Genomic DNA, 16,597 nt, shown 5'->3' with positions numbered 1-16,597 from the left:
GGCGCAATTGTACGGATGCACCTTGGGGGTGTCAATATTTAACCAACTCAACGAAAAAGGGACCCCAAGGGGTCCCTTTTTCTGGAGCGGATCAGCGATTACTCGATGATCTTGGCAACCACGCCGGCGCCAACGGTACGACCACCTTCGCGAATCGCGAAGCGCAGGCCGTCTTCCATGGCGATCGGAGCGATCAGGGTGACAACCATCTTAACGTTGTCGCCCGGCATTACCATCTCAACGCCTTCCGGCAGTTCGCAGTTGCCGGTCACGTCGGTGGTACGGAAGTAGAACTGCGGACGGTAGCCCTTGAAGAACGGGGTGTGACGACCACCTTCTTCCTTGGACAGCACGTACACTTCGCACTCGAACTTGGTGTGCGGCTTGATGGTGCCCGGCTTGGCCAGAACCTGACCACGCTCTACGTCTTCACGCTTGGTGCCACGCAGCAGAACGCCGACGTTCTCACCAGCACGACCTTCGTCGAGCAGCTTGCGGAACATTTCAACACCGGTGCAGGTGGTCTTGGTGGTCGCCTTGATGCCGACGATTTCCACTTCTTCCTGGACCTTGACGATGCCACGCTCAACACGGCCAGTTACCACGGTGCCACGACCGGAGATCGAGAACACGTCTTCGATCGGCATCAGGAACGGCTGGTCGATTGCACGAACCGGCTCAGGGATGTACGAGTCCAGGGTCTCTACCAGCTTGCGCACGGCGGAAACGCCCATCTCGTTGTCGTCCTGGCCGTTCAGAGCCATCAGAGCGGAACCGATCACGATCGGGGTGTCGTCGCCCGGGAAGTCGTAGGTGTTCAGCAGATCGCGAACTTCCATTTCGACCAGTTCCAGCAGCTCGGCGTCGTCAACCATGTCGGCCTTGTTCAGGAACACGACAATGTAGGGAACGCCTACCTGACGGGACAGCAGGATGTGCTCGCGGGTCTGCGGCATGGGGCCGTCAGCAGCCGAGCAAACCAGGATCGCGCCGTCCATCTGGGCAGCACCGGTGATCATGTTCTTCACGTAGTCGGCGTGGCCCGGGCAGTCTACGTGAGCGTAGTGGCGTACCGGCGAGTCGTATTCAACGTGAGAGGTGTTGATGGTGATACCACGAGCCTTCTCTTCCGGCGCGTTGTCGATCTGGTCGAAAGCGCGAGCGGAGCCGCCCCAGGTATCGGAGCAGACCTTGGTCAGAGCAGCGGTCAGAGTGGTTTTACCGTGGTCAACGTGACCGATGGTGCCGACGTTGACGTGCGGTTTGTTACGTTCGAATTTTTCCTTAGCCACGACAGTAAACCTCTTACTTAAAGGGCTGAATCAAGCTTGTTTTTTAACGAGAGCTTCGACGATGTTCGACGGAGCTTCGGCGTACTTGGAGAATTCCATAGAGTAGCTTGCGCGACCCTGGGACATGGAACGCACGTCGGTTGCGTAACCGAACATTTCGCCCAGCGGAACCTCGGCACGAATCACCTTACCGGAAACCGAGTCCTCCATCCCCTGAATCAGACCACGACGACGGTTCAGGTCACCCATCACGTCGCCCATGTAGTCCTCAGGAGTCACCACCTCTACCTTCATGATCGGCTCAAGCACCTTACCACCGCCCTTCTGGGCCAGTTGCTTGGTCGCCATGGAAGCAGCGATCTTGAACGCCATCTCGTTGGAGTCGACGTCATGGTAGGAACCATCGAACACGGTAGCCTTCAGGCCGATGAGCGGATAGCCGGCAACGACGCCGTTCTTCATCTGCTCTTCGATACCCTTCTGGATCGCCGGGATGTATTCCTTCGGAACCACACCGCCCACGACTTCGTTGACGAACACCAGACCTTCGGTGATGTTGCCCTTCTCGTCCACATCCGGAGTCGAGAAGCGGATCCAGCAGTGACCGAACTGGCCGCGACCGCCGGACTGGCGAACGAACTTGCCTTCGATCTCCACATTGTCCTTGGAGATGGTTTCACGATAGGAAACCTGCGGCTTGCCGATGTTGGCTTCGACGCCGAATTCGCGCTTCATGCGATCGACGAGGATATCCAGGTGCAGCTCACCCATACCGGAGATGATGGTCTGGCCGGTTTCTTCATCGGTCTTGACGCGGAACGACGGGTCTTCCTGGGCCAGCTTGCCGAGGGCGATGCCCATCTTCTCCTGGTCAGCCTTGGTCTTCGGCTCAACAGCTACCGAGATTACCGGCTCAGGGAAGTCCATACGCTCAAGGATGATCGGCTTCTCGATGTCGCACAGGGTGTCACCGGTGGTGACGTCCTTCATGCCGATCAGAGCAGCGATGTCGCCAGCGCGTACTTCCTTGATCTCGTCACGCTGGTTGGCGTGCATCTGCACCATACGACCAACGCGCTCTTTCTTGCCTTTCACGGAGTTGATAACCGAGTTACCAGACTCCAGAACGCCCGAGTAAACGCGAACGAAGGTCAGAGTACCTACGAACGGGTCGGTAGCGATCTTGAACGCCAGAGCGGAGAACGGAGCATTGTCGTCAGCCGGACGCTCGTCGTGGATTTCGTTGTCATCAGTGCTGTCCGGGTGGACACCCTGAATCGCCGGAATCTCGGTCGGAGCAGGCAGGAAGTCGATGACGGCGTCGAGAACCAGGGGCACGCCCTTGTTCTTGAAGGAGGAGCCGCAAACAGCCGGAACGATTTCGCAGGCGATGGTGCGCAGACGCAGACCGGCCTTGATGTCCTCGATGGAGAGATCACCCTCTTCGAGGTACTTGTTCATCAGCTCTTCATTGGCCTCGGCAGCAGCCTCGACCATGTTGTTGCGCCACTCGTTGGCCAGCTCGACCATATCGGCGGGAATTTCTTCCTCGCGATAGGAAGTGCCTTTGTCGTCTTCGTTCCAGTAGATGGCCTTCATCTTCAGCAGGTCAACCTGACCCTGGAAGTCATCTTCTGCACCGATGGCCAGCTGAACCGGAACCGGGGTGTGACCCAGGCGGTTCTTGATCTGACCGACGACGCGCAGGAAGTTGGCGCCGGCGCGGTCCATCTTGTTCACGTAAACAATACGCGGAACGCCGTACTTGTTGGCTTGACGCCATACGGTTTCGGACTGCGGCTCAACGCCGGAGGTGCCGCAGAACACAACGACGGCGCCGTCCAGTACGCGCAGGGAGCGCTCAACTTCAATGGTGAAGTCTACGTGGCCGGGGGTGTCGATGACGTTTACGCGATACTTGTCGTACTGGCCGCGCGAACCTTCCCAGAAGGTGGTGATCGCAGCGGAGGTGATGGTGATACCACGCTCCTGCTCCTGCACCATCCAGTCGGTAGTGGCAGCGCCGTCGTGCACCTCACCCATCTTGTGGCTGAGACCTGTGTAGAACAGGATCCGCTCGGTGGTGGTGGTCTTGCCCGCGTCAACGTGGGCACAGATACCAATGTTCCGGTAGCGGTTGATTGCTGTGTTACGAGCCATAAAGCCCTCGCAGAAGTAGTGTTGCCGTAATTAGAAGCGGTAGTGCGAGAACGCTTTGTTGGCCTCGGCCATACGGTGCACGTCTTCACGCTTCTTGACGGCGGCGCCTTTACCTTCAGCGGCATCCATCAGTTCGCCAGCGAGACGCAGCGCCATGGACTTCTCGCCACGCTTGCGGGCGAAGTCCACCAGCCAGCGCATGGCCAGTGCATTACGACGGGACGGACGTACTTCGACCGGAACCTGGTAGGTAGCACCGCCAACACGGCGGGACTTCACTTCGACCAGCGGAGCGATGGCGTCGAGTGCTTTTTCGAAGAGTTCCAGGGGGTCGCCTTTACCGCGCTCTTTGACCTTGTCCAGAGCACCGTAAACGATACGCTCGGCAACGGCTTTCTTGCCGCTTTCCATCACGTGGTTCATGAACTTCGCCAGAATCTGGCTTCCGTATTTAGGATCGGCCAGGATCTCACGCTTGGCCGCTACACGACGTCTTGGCATTGATAAGCCCTCAAACGGTCTTCAGGTTAGCCCGGGACGGTGCCCGACCTTACTCTTATCGACTCAGAAAATAGGAAAACAAAATTACTTCGGACGCTTCGCGCCGTACTTCGAACGACCCTGCTTACGGTCTTTGACGCCGGAGGTATCCAGCGAACCGCGCACGGTGTGGTAGCGAACACCCGGAAGGTCCTTTACACGACCGCCACGGATCAGCACTACGCTGTGCTCTTGCAGGTTGTGACCTTCACCACCGATGTACGAGGAAACCTCGAAACCGTTGGTCAGGCGAACACGGCACACTTTACGCAGTGCGGAGTTCGGCTTCTTCGGGGTGGTGGTGTATACGCGGGTGCATACGCCGCGACGCTGAGGGCAGTTCTGCAGGGCAGGAACGCCGCTCTTGTCTACCAGGCGCTTGCGCGGCTTGCGCACCAGCTGGTTGATAGTTGCCATCTATAGCTCCACTGATTGTCTTACGACACTTAAAAACGAAAATGGGCAGAGCATGAGCCCTGCCAATTTTCGGGGTACAAGATACTAAAGACCTTACGGAATCCAGTCAAGACGAAGCCCCGGTTGTCAAGACAACCGGGGCTTCGTTTGAGGCTTAGTTACCGCTCAGGTTGAGCGCTTCGGCCAGTGCTGCTTCGGCCTCGCTCGCGCTCACGCGCTGCGGTTTGCCGAGCTCACGCTGACGCTTGCGCTCGCTGTGGTAGGCCAGACCGGTACCCGCCGGGATCAGACGACCCACGACCACGTTCTCCTTCAGGCCGCGCAGGAAGTCGCGCTTGCCGGTGACCGCCGCCTCGGTGAGGACGCGGGTGGTCTCCTGGAAGGATGCCGCCGAGATGAACGACTCGGTGGACAGCGAGGCCTTGGTGATACCCAGCAGAACGCGTTCGTACTTGGCCGGGAACTTGTCCTGGGCACCCAGTACTTCGTTCTCTTCCAGCACGTGAACCAGCTCGACCTGGTCGCCCTTGATGAAGGACGAATCGCCCGACTCGGCCACTTCGACCTTGCGCAGCATCTGGCGCAGGATGGTCTCGATGTGCTTGTCGTTGATCTTCACGCCCTGCAGACGGTAAACGTCCTGGATCTCGTTGACGATGTACTTGGCCAGCGAGCTGACGCCCAGCAGGCGGAGAATGTCGTGCGGGTTGCTCGGGCCGTCGGAGATCACTTCACCACGGCTTACCTGTTCACCTTCGAACACGTTCAGGTGACGCCACTTCGGAATCAGCTCCTCGTACGGATCGCTACCATCGGTGGGAGTGATGACCAGACGGCGCTTGCCCTTGGTTTCCTTGCCGAAGGAGATGGTGCCGCTGATTTCCGCCAGGATCGAAGGCTCTTTCGGACGACGAGCTTCGAACAGGTCGGCAACCCGCGGCAGACCACCGGTGATGTCGCGGGTCTTCGAGGTTTCCTGCGGGATACGCGCGATAACGTCACCGATACGCACTTTCGCGCCATCGTTGAGGTTGACCAGAGCGTTCGCCGGCAGGAAGTACTGGGCCGGTACGTCGGTACCCGGCAGCAGCAGATCCTTGCCTGCGGCGTCGATCAGCTTCACGGCCGGACGAATGTCCTTGCCGGCAGCCGGACGATCCTTCGGGTCCATCACTTCAATGTTGGTCAGACCGGTCAGTTCGTCGGTCTGGCGCTTGATGGTGATGCCCTCTTCCATGCCCACGAAGGCCACGGTGCCGTCCATCTCGGTGACGATCGGGTGGGTGTGCGGGTCCCACTTGGCGACGATGGCGCCCGGATCGACCTTGTCACCTTCCTTCACGGAAATCACCGCACCGTACGGCAGCTTGTAGCGCTCGCGCTCACGACCGAAGTCGTCGGCCACCGCCAGCTCGCCGGAGCGGGAAACCGCTACCAGGGCGCCGTCGGCACGCTCTACGTGCTTCAGGTTGTGCAGGCGGATGGTGCCGCCGTTCTTGACCTGCACGTTGTCCACGGCGGAAGTACGGCTGGCCGCACCACCGATGTGGAAGGTACGCATGGTCAGCTGGGTACCCGGCTCACCGATCGACTGGGCAGCGATAACGCCGACCGCCTCACCGATGTTCACGCGGTGACCACGGGCCAGATCGCGGCCGTAGCACATGGCGCAGATGCCGTGACGGGTTTCGCAGGTGATCGGCGAACGCACAACGACTTCGTCGACGCTCATCTGCTCGAGGAAATCGACCCACTTCTCGTCGATCAGGGTACCGGCCTCGACGATCACCTCGTCGCTGCCCGGCTTGAACACGTCGCGAGCCATCACGCGGCCGAGGACACGTTCACCCAGCGGCTCTACCACGTCGCCGCCTTCGATGTGCGGGGACATGACCAAGCCACGATCGGTGCCGCAGTCGATCTCGGTCACCACCAGGTCCTGGGCCACGTCGACGAGACGACGGGTCAGGTAACCGGAGTTCGCGGTCTTCAGTGCGGTATCCGCCAGACCTTTACGAGCACCGTGAGTGGAGATGAAGTACTGGAGTACGTTCAGGCCTTCACGGAAGTTCGCGGTGATCGGGGTCTCGATGATGGAGCCGTCCGGCTTGGCCATCAGGCCACGCATACCGGCCAGCTGACGGATCTGGGCCGCGGAACCCCGCGCACCGGAGTCCGCCATCATGTACATGGAGTTGAAGGACTCCTGGTCGACCTGCTTGCCTTCGCGATCGGTCACCTTCTCTTTCGAGAGGTTGGCCATCATCGCCTTGGAGACTTCGTCGTTGGCCTTGGACCAGAGGTCGATCACCTTGTTGTACTTCTCACCCTGGGTTACCAGGCCGGAGGCGTACTGGCTCTCGATCTCCTTCACTTCCTCGGTGGCGGCATCGATGATGCGGGCCTTTTCGTCCGGGATGACGAAGTCGTTCACGCCGATCGACACACCGGAGATGGTCGAGTAGGCGAAGCCGGTGTACATCAGCTGGTCAGCGAAGATGACGGTGTCCTTCAGACCGACCACGCGATAGCAGTGGTTGATCAGCTTGGAGATCGCCTTCTTCTTCATCGACTGGTTGACCACGTCGAAGGGCAGGCCGGCCGGGACAACCTGGAACAGCAGCGCACGGCCGACGGTGGAGTCGACGATACGGGTGTTGGCGGTTAGGGAGCCGTCTTCGTTCTTGATCTTCTCGTTGATGCGCACTTTTACGCGGGCGTGCAGGGACACCTGGCCGCTGCGGTAGGCGCGGTCAACTTCCTGCAGGTCGGCAAAGGCCATGCCCTCGCCCTTCGCGTTGATCGCTTCACGGGTCATGTAGTACAGACCCATTACCACGTCCTGCGACGGAACGATGATCGGCTCGCCGTTGGCAGGCGACAGAATGTTGTTGGTGGACATCATCAGCGCACGCGCTTCCAGCTGAGCCTCAAGGGTCAGCGGGACGTGCACGGCCATCTGGTCACCGTCGAAGTCGGCGTTGTACGCGGCGCAGACCAGCGGGTGCAGCTGGATGGCTTTACCTTCGATCAGTACCGGCTCGAACGCCTGGATGCCCAGACGGTGCAGGGTCGGCGCACGGTTCAGCAGTACGGGGTGTTCGCGGATGACTTCAGCGAGAACGTCCCACACTTCCGGCAGCTCGCGCTCGACCATCTTCTTGGCGGCCTTGATGGTGGTGGCCATGCCACGACCTTCCAGCTTGCCGAAGATGAACGGCTTGAACAGCTCCAGGGCCATTTTCTTCGGCAGACCGCACTGGTGCAGACGCAGGGTCGGACCTACGGTAATTACCGAACGACCGGAGTAGTCCACGCGCTTGCCGAGCAGGTTCTGACGGAAGCGACCCTGCTTGCCCTTGATCATGTCGGCCAGGGACTTCAGCGGGCGCTTGTTCGAGCCGGTGATGGCACGGCCGCGACGACCGTTGTCGAGCAGGGCGTCGACGGCTTCCTGCAGCATGCGCTTTTCGTTGCGCACGATGATGTCCGGAGCAGCCAGGTCGAGCAGGCGCTTCAGACGGTTGTTACGGTTGATCACGCGGCGATACAGATCGTTCAGATCCGAGGTCGCGAAGCGGCCGCCATCCAGCGGAACCAGCGGACGCAGGTCCGGCGGCAGCACCGGCAGGACGGTCAGCACCATCCACTCGGGATGGTTGCCGGAGCCCTGGAAGGCCTCCATCAGCTTCAGGCGCTTGGACAGCTTTTTGATCTTGGTTTCCGAGTTGGTCTGCGGAATCTCTTCGCGCAGGCGGCCGATCTCGTGCTCCAGATCGATAGCATTGAGCAGCTCGCGAACGGCTTCCGCACCCATGCGGGCGTCGAAGTCGTCACCGAACTCTTCGAGGGCTTCGAAGTACTGCTCGTCGTTCAGCAGCTGGCCCTTCTCGAGGGTGGTCATGCCCGGATCGATCACCACGTAGCTCTCGAAATAGAGCACGCGCTCGATGTCACGCAGGGTCATGTCCAGCAGCAGGCCGATACGGGACGGCAGGGACTTCAGGAACCAGATGTGGGCGACCGGCGAGGCCAGCTCGATGTGGCCCATGCGCTCGCGGCGCACCTTGGCCAGTGCGACTTCGACGCCGCACTTCTCGCAGATCACACCGCGGTGCTTCAGGCGCTTGTACTTACCGCACAGGCACTCGTAGTCCTTCACCGGGCCAAAGATCTTGGCGCAGAACAGGCCATCGCGCTCCGGCTTGAAGGTACGGTAGTTGATGGTCTCCGGCTTCTTGACTTCGCCGAAGGACCAGGAACGGATCATCTCGGGCGAGGCCAGGCCAATACGGATGGCATCGAACTCTTCGATCTGACCCTGGTTTTTCAACAGATTAAGCAAGTCTTTCAAGGCCTTTCCTCCTCACGGACCCGGTGCGACCGGCCTTGACCAGCCGCACCGTTCTGACGTCACGTGTTATTCGGTTTCCAGTTCGATATCGATGCCGAGCGAGCGGATCTCTTTGATCAACACGTTGAAGGACTCGGGCATGCCGGCCTCCATGCGGTGATCCCCGTCCACGATGTTCTTGTACATCTTGGTACGGCCGTTCACGTCGTCCGACTTCACGGTCAGCATTTCCTGCAGGGTGTAGGCGGCACCGTAGGCTTCCAGCGCCCAGACCTCCATCTCCCCGAAACGCTGGCCACCGAACTGCGCCTTACCACCCAGCGGCTGCTGGGTAACCAGGCTGTAGGAGCCGGTGGAACGTGCGTGCATCTTGTCATCGACCAGGTGGTTCAGCTTGAGCATGTACATGTAGCCAACGGTGGTCGTACGCTCGAACTGGTTGCCGGTGCGGCCGTCATACAGACGCATCTGACCGCTCTCCGGCAGATCGGCCAGCTTCAGCATGGCCTTGATCTCGCGCTCCTTGGCACCGTCGAACACCGGGGTAGCCATGGGCACGCCGCCCTTGAGGTTGTTGGCCAGAGCGAGGATCTCGTTATCGTTCAGCTCGTCCAGGCTTTCCTGGCGGCCGCCGATCTCGTTATAGATCTCGTTGAGGAACACACGCAGCTCGGCGATCTTGCGCTGCTCTTCGAGCATGCGGTTGATCTTCTCGCCCAGACCCTTGGCCGCGAGGCCCAGGTGGGTCTCGAGGATCTGACCGACGTTCATGCGCGACGGTACGCCCAGCGGGTTCAGAACGATGTCGACCGGAGTACCGTTGGCATCGTGCGGCATGTCTTCGACCGGCATGATCACCGAGACCACACCCTTGTTACCGTGGCGGCCCGCCATCTTGTCGCCCGGCTGGATGCGGCGCTTGATGGCCAGGTAGACCTTGACGATCTTCAGTACGCCCGGAGCCAGGTCATCGCCCTGCTGCAGCTTGCGCTTCTTGTCTTCGAACTTGTCGTCGAGCATCTGACGGCGGTCGCTGATGTAGGCCTGGGCCTTCTCCAGCTGCTCGTTCAGAGCATCTTCCGCCATGCGCAGCTTGAACCACTGGCCGCGCTCGAGGCCGTCCAGGTACTCGTCGGTGATCTCTGCGCCTTTCTTCAGGGCAGGACCACCTTCGGCCTTGGCGCCGACCAGAGCGGAACGCAGACGCTCGAAGGTTGCGCCTTCGACGATGCGGAACTCTTCGTTCAGGTCCTTGCGGATCTCGTCCAGCTGCATCTTCTCGATGGACAGGGCACGGCTGTCGCGCTCCACGCCATCGCGGGTGAAGACCTGTACGTCGATCACGGTGCCCTTGGTGCCGGTCGGCACGCGCAGGGAGGTGTCCTTCACGTCGGACGCCTTCTCACCGAAGATCGCGCGCAGCAGCTTCTCTTCCGGAGTCAGCTGGGTCTCGCCTTTCGGGGTGACCTTGCCGACCAGGATGTCGCCGGCCTGTACTTCGGCGCCGACGTAGACAATGCCGGCTTCGTCCAGCTTGTTCAGCGCAGCCTCGCCCACGTTCGGGATGTCCGCGGTGATTTCTTCTGGGCCGAGCTTGGTGTCACGGGCAACGCAGGTCAGTTCCTGGATGTGGATCGTGGTGAAACGATCTTCCTGGACCACGCGTTCGGACAGGCAGATGGAGTCTTCGAAGTTGAAGCCGTTCCAGGGCATGAACGCTACGCGCATGTTCTGACCCAGAGCCAGCTCACCCATGTCGGTGGACGGACCGTCGGCCAGGATGTCGCTGCGCGAAACCTGGTCACCCTTCTGCACCAGCGGACGCTGGTTGATGCAGGTGTTCTGGTTGGAGCGGGTGTACTTGGTCAGGTTGTAGATGTCGACGCCGGCTTCGCCAGTCTCGACTTCGTCGTCGTTCACACGAACCACGATACGGCTGGCATCGACCGAATCGATCACGCCGCCACGACGGGCAACCACGCAGACACCGGAGTCACGAGCGACGTTGCGCTCCATGCCGGTACCTACCAGCGGCTTGTCGGCGCGCAGGGTCGGTACAGCCTGACGCTGCATGTTCGAACCCATGAGTGCACGGTTGGCGTCGTCGTGCTCGAGGAACGGAATCAGCGAGGCAGCGACGGAAACGACCTGCTTCGGCGATACGTCCATGAGGGTGACGTCTTCCGGCGCCTTCACGGTGAATTCGTTCAGGTGACGTACGGCTACCAGTTCGTCGATCAGCTCGCCCTTTTCGTTCAGGGTCGCCGAAGCCTGTGCGATCACGTGATCGGCTTCTTCGATCGCGGACAGGAAGACGATGTCGTCGCTGACCAGACCTTCCTTCACCACGCGGTACGGGCTTTCCAGGAAGCCGTACTTGTTGGTGCGGGCGTAGGTGGCCAGGGAGTTGATCAGACCGATGTTCGGACCTTCAGGGGTTTCGATCGGGCACACGCGGCCGTAGTGGGTCGGGTGTACGTCACGAACCTCGAAGCCCGCGCGCTCACGGGTCAGACCACCTGGGCCGAGTGCGGAGACGCGGCGCTTGTGGGTGATCTCGGAGAGCGGGTTGTTCTGGTCCATGAACTGCGACAGCTGGCTGGAACCGAAGAACTCCTTGATCGCGGCAGCCACCGGCTTGGCGTTGATCAGGTCCTGCGGCATCAGGCCTTCGCTTTCGGCCATCGACAGACGTTCCTTGACCGCGCGCTCTACACGCACCAGGCCAACGCGGAACTGGTTCTCGGCCATCTCGCCGACGCAACGGACGCGACGGTTACCCAGGTGGTCGATGTCGTCGACGATGCCTTTACCGTTACGGATGGCAACCAGGGTCTTGAGGACCTCGACGATGTCTTCCTTGCTCAGGACGCCAGCGCCTTCGATCTCGGTGCGACCGATACGACGGTTGAACTTCATGCGGCCAACGGCGGACAGGTCGTAACGCTCGGCGCTGAAGAACAGGTTGCCGAACAGGGTCTCGGCAGCTTCCTTGGTCGGCGGCTCGCCGGGACGCATCATGCGATAGATCTCGACCAGCGCTTCCAGTTGGTTGCTGGTGGAGTCGATCTTCAGCGTGTCGGAGATGAACGGACCGCAGTCGATGTCGTTGGTGTACAGGGTTTCCATACGCACGACCTGGGCCTTGGCGATCTTGGCCAGGGCGTCGACGGTCAGCTCGGTGTTGCACTCGGCGATGATCTCGCCGGTAGCCGGGTGCACGACGGCCTTGGCCACGGTACGACCAATCAGGTAGTCGAACGGCACTTCCAGCTGGGTGATGCCAGCCTTCTCGAGCTGGTTGATGTGACGCGCGGTGATACGGCGACCCGCTTCGACGATGACCTTGCCGCTGGCATCCTTGATGTCGAAGCTGGCGATCTCGCCACGCAGACGCGACGGCACCAGTTCCAGGTTCAGGGTCTCGCCCTTGATCTGGAAGACGTTGGTGTCATAGAACGCGTTGAGGATTTCCTCGGTGCTGTAGTTCAGCGCGCGCAGCAGGACGGAGGCCGGCAGCTTGCGGCGACGGTCGATACGGACGAACACGCAGTCCTTCGGATCGAACTCGAAGTCGAGCCAGGAACCGCGGTAAGGGATGATGCGAGCGGAATACAGCAGCTTGCCGGAGCTGTGGGTCTTGCCACGGTCGTGGTCGAAGAACACACCCGGGGAGCGGTGCAGCTGGGAAACGATGACACGCTCGGTACCGTTGATGATGAAGGTACCGTTCTCGGTCATCAGGGGGATTTCCCCCATGTAGACTTCCTGTTCCTTGATGTCCTTGATCGCTTTGTTCGACGATTCTTTGTCGAAAATGATCAGGCGCACTTTCACACGCAGCGGGACAGCGAAGGTCACACCGCGCAGCACGCATTCCTTGACGTCGAATGCCGGCTCACCCAGACGGTAGCCGACGTATTCCAGGGCAGCATTGCCGGAATAGCTGATAATCGGGAAAACGGACTTGAAGGCCGCATGCAGGCCGATGTCACGGACCTGATCCTTGCTTGCGCCCGCCTGCAGGAATTCGCGATAGGAATCCAGCTGGATGGCCAGCAAATACGGCACATCCATGACGTCCGGCAACTTGCTAAAGTCCTTGCGGATACGTTTTTTCTCAGTGTATGAGTAAGCCATCAGCGTTCCCCAGCTTGGTCACCTGCTTGTTTGGCCTCTCCCGCGCAGGGAGCAGCCCAAAAATCGTGCAAACCCTCGGTTTGCGCCGCCACTCGGGCGGGATTTTCGCGTTATGGAGGAGCACCTACGGCACTCCACCCATAACGGAAAAAGGCCGGTGGCAATAGCCACCAGCCGTCAGCCTGTCGCTTAACGCTCGGGCTGTAGACGCAAGGTCCGAACTTACTTGAGCTCGACCTTGGCGCCTGCTTCTTCCAGGGCTTTCTTGGCAGCTTCGGCTTCTTCTTTCGAAGCGCCTTCCTTGACCACGCCCGGGGCGCCGTCAACGACAGCCTTGGCTTCTTTCAGGCCCAGGCCGGTCAGTTCACGAACGACCTTGATCACGTTCACTTTCTTGTCGCCAGCTTCGGCCAGGACGATGGTGAACTCGGTCTGCTCTTCGGCAGCGGCAGCGGCAACAGCCGGGCCAGCAGCAACAGCGGCAGCAGCGGTAACGCCGAACTTCTCTTCCATCGCCTTGATCAGTTCAACGATCTGCATGACGGACATTTCGGATACGGCGGAGATGATGTCTTCGTTGGTCAGAGCCATGACTCTAATTCCTGTATTGGGTGACGGCCTAGGGCCATCGAATTAAACAAAAAAGGTTGAAAGGAGATGCCGAGCCTTAGGCTGCGGTAGCTTCTTTCTGATCGCGAATTGCCGCCAGAGTACGAGCCAGCTTGCTGGTAGCGCCTTGGATCACGCTCATCAGCTGTGCAACAGCTTCGTTGTAGGTCGGCAGGGTCGCCAGCACGTCGATCTGATTGGCTGCGAGGAACTGACCCTCGAACGCGGCCGCCTTGATCTCGAACTTGTCCTGACCCTTGGCAAACTCCTTGAAGATACGAGCGGCAGCGCCCGGATGTTCGTTGGAGAAAGCAATCAGGGTCGGGCCCTTGAACACGTCGTTGAGCACTTCAAACTGAGTGCCTTCAACGGCGCGCTTGAGCAGGGTGTTACGTACGACTTTCACGTACACACCAGCTGCACGGGCCTCTTTACGGAGTCCGGTCATTGCGCCGACAGTCACGCCGCGTGCATCAACCACGACAGCGGACAGACCGGCTTTGGCAGCCTCGTTGACTTCAGCGACGATGGCCTTCTTGTCTTCGAGTTTAATTGCCACGGGTTTACTCCTGGATGTTACCGATTCGTCCGGCCGGAGCCGGACGGCGTTTTGGTGTCTGATTCGGTCAACGAATCGGGAGCACCATCTGCGTAGGCTTGAGAGGATCGCCTCCCGGGTTTAAGGCTTGCGCCGCCTACGGTCTTGGATAGCCCCCGCCAGGCAGGGACCCCAATACCTGCGAGCAATGGGCGAACCCACTGCTCGACTTAGTTCATCAGCCTTCCAGCGAAGCCTGATCGATCTGCAGACCCGGGCCCATAGTGGTGCTCAGGGTTACGCGCTGAACGTACACGCCCTTCGAGGAGGACGGCTTCAGACGCTTCAGATCGCTCAGCAGCGCTTCCACGTTCTGCTTCAGCTTGACCGGCTCGAAGTCGATCTTGCCAACGGAGGCGTGGATGATGCCGTTCTTGTCGGTACGGAAGCGTACCTGACCGGCCTTGGCGTTCTTGACGGCGGTAGCGACGTCCGGGGTCACGGTGCCGACCTTCGGGTTCGGCATCAGGCCGCGCGGGCCCAGTACCTGGCCCAGCTGGCCAACAACACGCATGGCGTCCGGGGAAGCGATGACGACGTCGTAGTTCAGGTCGCCGGCCTTCATTTCGGCAGCCAGCTCGTCCATGCCGACCTTGTCTGCACCAGCAGCCAGGGCAGCTTCAACACCAGGACCCTGGGTGAAGACGGCAACGCGTACGGATTTGCCGGTGCCGTTCGGCAGAACGGTGGCGCCACGTACGACCTGGTCGGATTTACGCGGATCAACGCCCAGATTGATGGCGATGTCCACGGATTCCTTGAACTTGATGGTCGACAGCTCGGCCAGCAGCTTGGCGGCATCTTCGAAGCCGTATTGCTTGCCCGCTTCGATCTTCTCGGCGATAGCCTTTTGACGCTTGGTCAGCTTAGCCATTACACACCCTCCACGTTCAGGCCCATGCTGCGCGCGGAGCCAGCGATGGTACGTACGGCAGCGTCCAGATCAGCAGCGGTCAGGTCAGCCTGCTTGGTCTTGGCAATCTCTTCCAGCTGAGCACGGGTAACGGTGCCCACTTTCTGAGAGTTCGGACGAGCGGAGCCGCTGGAGATGCCGGCTGCTTTCTTCAGCAGAACGGCGGCCGGGGTGCTCTTGGTTTCAAAGGTGAAGCTGCGGTCGCTGTAAACGGTGATGATCACAGGAGTCGGCAGACCCGGCTCTTGGCCCTGGGTCTTGGCGTTGAACGCCTTGCAGAATTCCATGATGTTCACGCCGTGCTGACCCAGTGCAGGGCCGACCGGCGGCGACGGGTTGGCCTGACCGGCCTTAACTTGCAGCTTGATGTAAGCCTGGATTTTCTTAGCCATTTGCTACTCCAAATACGGGTCAAGCGCCCTTTCGGGCTCCCCGGTTGCTTTCGCGTTTATCCCAGTGACGACAAAACCCCGCAGCCTATGGCTGCGGGGTGTGGGATGCATTGTGCCAGTTAAACTTTCTCTACCTGGCTGAACTCCAACTCTACCGGGGTAGAGCGACCGAAAATGAGCACGGCGACCTGGATACGGCTCTTTTCGTAGTTAACCTCTTCGACGACACCATTGAAGTCAGCGAACGGACCATCGATCACACGAACGGTCTCGCCCGGCTCGAACAGGGTCTTCGGCTTCGGCTTGTCACCGCTATCGGCAACACGACGCAGGATGGCATCGGCTTCCTTGTCGGTGATCGGTGCCGGCTTGTCGGCGGTACCACCAATGAAGCCCATGACGCGAGGAGTGTCCTTGACCAGGTGCCAAGTACCCTCGTTCATTTCCATCTGCACCAGAACATAGCCAGGGAAGAACTTGCGCTCGCTCTTGCGCTTCTGGCCGTTCCGCATCTCCACGACTTCTTCGGTGGGGACGAGAATCTCACCAAACCCGTCTTCCATGCCGGCCAGTTTGACCCGCTCGATCAGCGAGCGCATGACATGCTTCTCGTAACCCGAGTAGGCATGCACAACGTACCAACGCTTAGCCACGGAACACCCTTAACCTACGATCATGGAAACCAGCCAACCCAGCAGGGAGTCGAGCCCCCACAGCACCAGCGCCATTACCAGCACTACTGCCACTACGATCAGCGTGGTTTGAGTTGTCTCTTGACGAGACGGCCATACAACCTTGCGAATTTCGGCACGAGCTTCTTTAGCCAGGGTAAAGAATGCACGCCCCTTGACGGTCTGCAGCGAAATGAAACCCGCAACAGCCGCCAACACGAGAATACCGAGCACACGATAGAAGATCGGTTGCGCCGAGTAATACTGGTTGGCAACTACAGCCACCACCACCAGCACTGCAACCACAAGCCACTTCAAGAGATCAAGACGCGACTCTTTGGCTTCAACCTTCGCATTCATCTGCTAGGAATCCCGTTTAAAGAAGTGCCAGATCCTGAGGAATCTGGCAGGCCAGGAGGGAATCGAACCCCCAACCTGCGGTTTTGGAGACCGCCGCTCTGCCAATTGAGCTACTGGCCTAGAACAAAGTCAGGCCGACCATTATGCCGGC

General features: G+C 59.9%; 12 protein-coding genes and 1 tRNA gene. All 13 read right to left on the bottom strand.

The window, feature by feature from the left end; translation table 11 throughout:
* Positions 1-98: 98 nt before the first annotated feature.
* The 13 genes from tuf to H681_RS02740 all read right to left on the bottom strand — a co-directional run bounded on the left by tuf (position 99) and on the right by H681_RS02740 (position 16,566).
* Positions 99-1,292 (bottom strand): elongation factor Tu, encoded by a 1,194-nt coding sequence (gene tuf, locus H681_RS02800; RefSeq protein WP_015475308.1) that lies wholly within the window; start codon positions 1,290-1,292, stop codon positions 99-101.
* Positions 1,293-1,322: 30 nt separating this feature from the next.
* Positions 1,323-3,452, bottom strand: a complete 2,130-nt coding sequence (gene fusA, locus H681_RS02795) for an elongation factor G (RefSeq protein WP_015475319.1) — start codon at positions 3,450-3,452, stop codon at positions 1,323-1,325.
* Between the two features lie 30 nt (positions 3,453-3,482).
* A complete protein-coding gene (gene rpsG / locus H681_RS02790) occupies positions 3,483-3,953 on the bottom strand; it encodes a 30S ribosomal protein S7 (RefSeq protein WP_015475318.1) in 471 nt (156 codons plus the stop codon).
* Between the two features lie 84 nt (positions 3,954-4,037).
* Positions 4,038-4,409 carry a 30S ribosomal protein S12 gene (gene rpsL / locus H681_RS02785; RefSeq protein WP_015475317.1) on the bottom strand — a complete coding sequence of 124 codons (372 nt, stop codon included), beginning with the start codon at positions 4,407-4,409 and terminating at the stop codon, positions 4,038-4,040.
* Between the two features lie 154 nt (positions 4,410-4,563).
* Positions 4,564-8,763 (bottom strand): DNA-directed RNA polymerase subunit beta', encoded by a 4,200-nt coding sequence (gene rpoC, locus H681_RS02780; RefSeq protein ID WP_015475316.1) that lies wholly within the window; start codon positions 8,761-8,763, stop codon positions 4,564-4,566.
* A 66-nt stretch (positions 8,764-8,829) separates the two neighbouring features.
* Positions 8,830-12,903 (bottom strand): DNA-directed RNA polymerase subunit beta, encoded by a 4,074-nt coding sequence (rpoB, locus tag H681_RS02775; protein WP_015475315.1) that lies wholly within the window; start codon positions 12,901-12,903, stop codon positions 8,830-8,832.
* A 222-nt stretch (positions 12,904-13,125) separates the two neighbouring features.
* Positions 13,126-13,494: a 50S ribosomal protein L7/L12 gene (gene rplL, locus H681_RS02770; protein WP_015475314.1), complete on the bottom strand. Its 369-nt coding sequence runs from the start codon at positions 13,492-13,494 to the stop codon at positions 13,126-13,128.
* Positions 13,495-13,570: 76 nt separating this feature from the next.
* Complete coding sequence (gene rplJ, locus H681_RS02765; RefSeq protein ID WP_015475313.1) at positions 13,571-14,071, bottom strand: 50S ribosomal protein L10; 501 nt, start codon at positions 14,069-14,071, stop codon at positions 13,571-13,573.
* A gap of 217 nt (positions 14,072-14,288) precedes the next feature.
* Positions 14,289-14,984: a 50S ribosomal protein L1 gene (gene rplA, locus H681_RS02760; protein WP_015475312.1), complete on the bottom strand. Its 696-nt coding sequence runs from the start codon at positions 14,982-14,984 to the stop codon at positions 14,289-14,291.
* Positions 14,984-15,415: a 50S ribosomal protein L11 gene (rplK, locus tag H681_RS02755; RefSeq protein WP_015475311.1), complete on the bottom strand. Its 432-nt coding sequence runs from the start codon at positions 15,413-15,415 to the stop codon at positions 14,984-14,986. The genes rplA and rplK overlap by 1 nt, the downstream gene beginning before the upstream one ends.
* Positions 15,416-15,534: 119 nt before the next feature.
* On the bottom strand, positions 15,535-16,068 hold the full coding sequence (nusG, locus tag H681_RS02750) for a transcription termination/antitermination protein NusG (RefSeq protein WP_015475310.1): 534 nt from the start codon (positions 16,066-16,068) through the stop codon (positions 15,535-15,537).
* A gap of 9 nt (positions 16,069-16,077) precedes the next feature.
* Positions 16,078-16,446, bottom strand: coding sequence for a preprotein translocase subunit SecE (gene secE, locus H681_RS02745; protein ID WP_015475309.1), 369 nt, complete (start codon positions 16,444-16,446; stop codon positions 16,078-16,080).
* 44 nt (positions 16,447-16,490) lie between these two features.
* Positions 16,491-16,566, bottom strand: a tRNA-Trp gene (locus H681_RS02740).
* Between the last annotated feature and the right edge of the window lie 31 nt (positions 16,567-16,597).

The organism is Pseudomonas sp. ATCC 13867, from assembly GCF_000349845.1.
Lineage (GTDB): Bacteria > Pseudomonadota > Gammaproteobacteria > Pseudomonadales > Pseudomonadaceae > Pseudomonas.
The sequence above is the reverse complement of the archived record's forward strand: the minus strand, read 5'-3'. Positions and strand labels throughout refer to the sequence as shown.

Coding starts and splice junctions, on each gene's coding strand:
- secE (WP_015475309.1), bottom strand. CDS start 16,446: ATGAATGCGAAGGTTGAAGCCAAAGAGTCGCGTCTTGATCTCTTGAAG.
- rpsG (WP_015475318.1), bottom strand. CDS start 3,953: ATGCCAAGACGTCGTGTAGCGGCCAAGCGTGAGATCCTGGCCGATCCT.
- rplA (WP_015475312.1), bottom strand. CDS start 14,984: ATGGCTAAGCTGACCAAGCGTCAAAAGGCTATCGCCGAGAAGATCGAA.
- rplK (WP_015475311.1), bottom strand. CDS start 15,415: ATGGCTAAGAAAATCCAGGCTTACATCAAGCTGCAAGTTAAGGCCGGT.
- rplL (WP_015475314.1), bottom strand. CDS start 13,494: ATGGCTCTGACCAACGAAGACATCATCTCCGCCGTATCCGAAATGTCC.
- rpsL (WP_015475317.1), bottom strand. CDS start 4,409: ATGGCAACTATCAACCAGCTGGTGCGCAAGCCGCGCAAGCGCCTGGTA.
- rpoB (WP_015475315.1), bottom strand. CDS start 12,903: ATGGCTTACTCATACACTGAGAAAAAACGTATCCGCAAGGACTTTAGC.
- fusA (WP_015475319.1), bottom strand. CDS start 3,452: ATGGCTCGTAACACAGCAATCAACCGCTACCGGAACATTGGTATCTGT.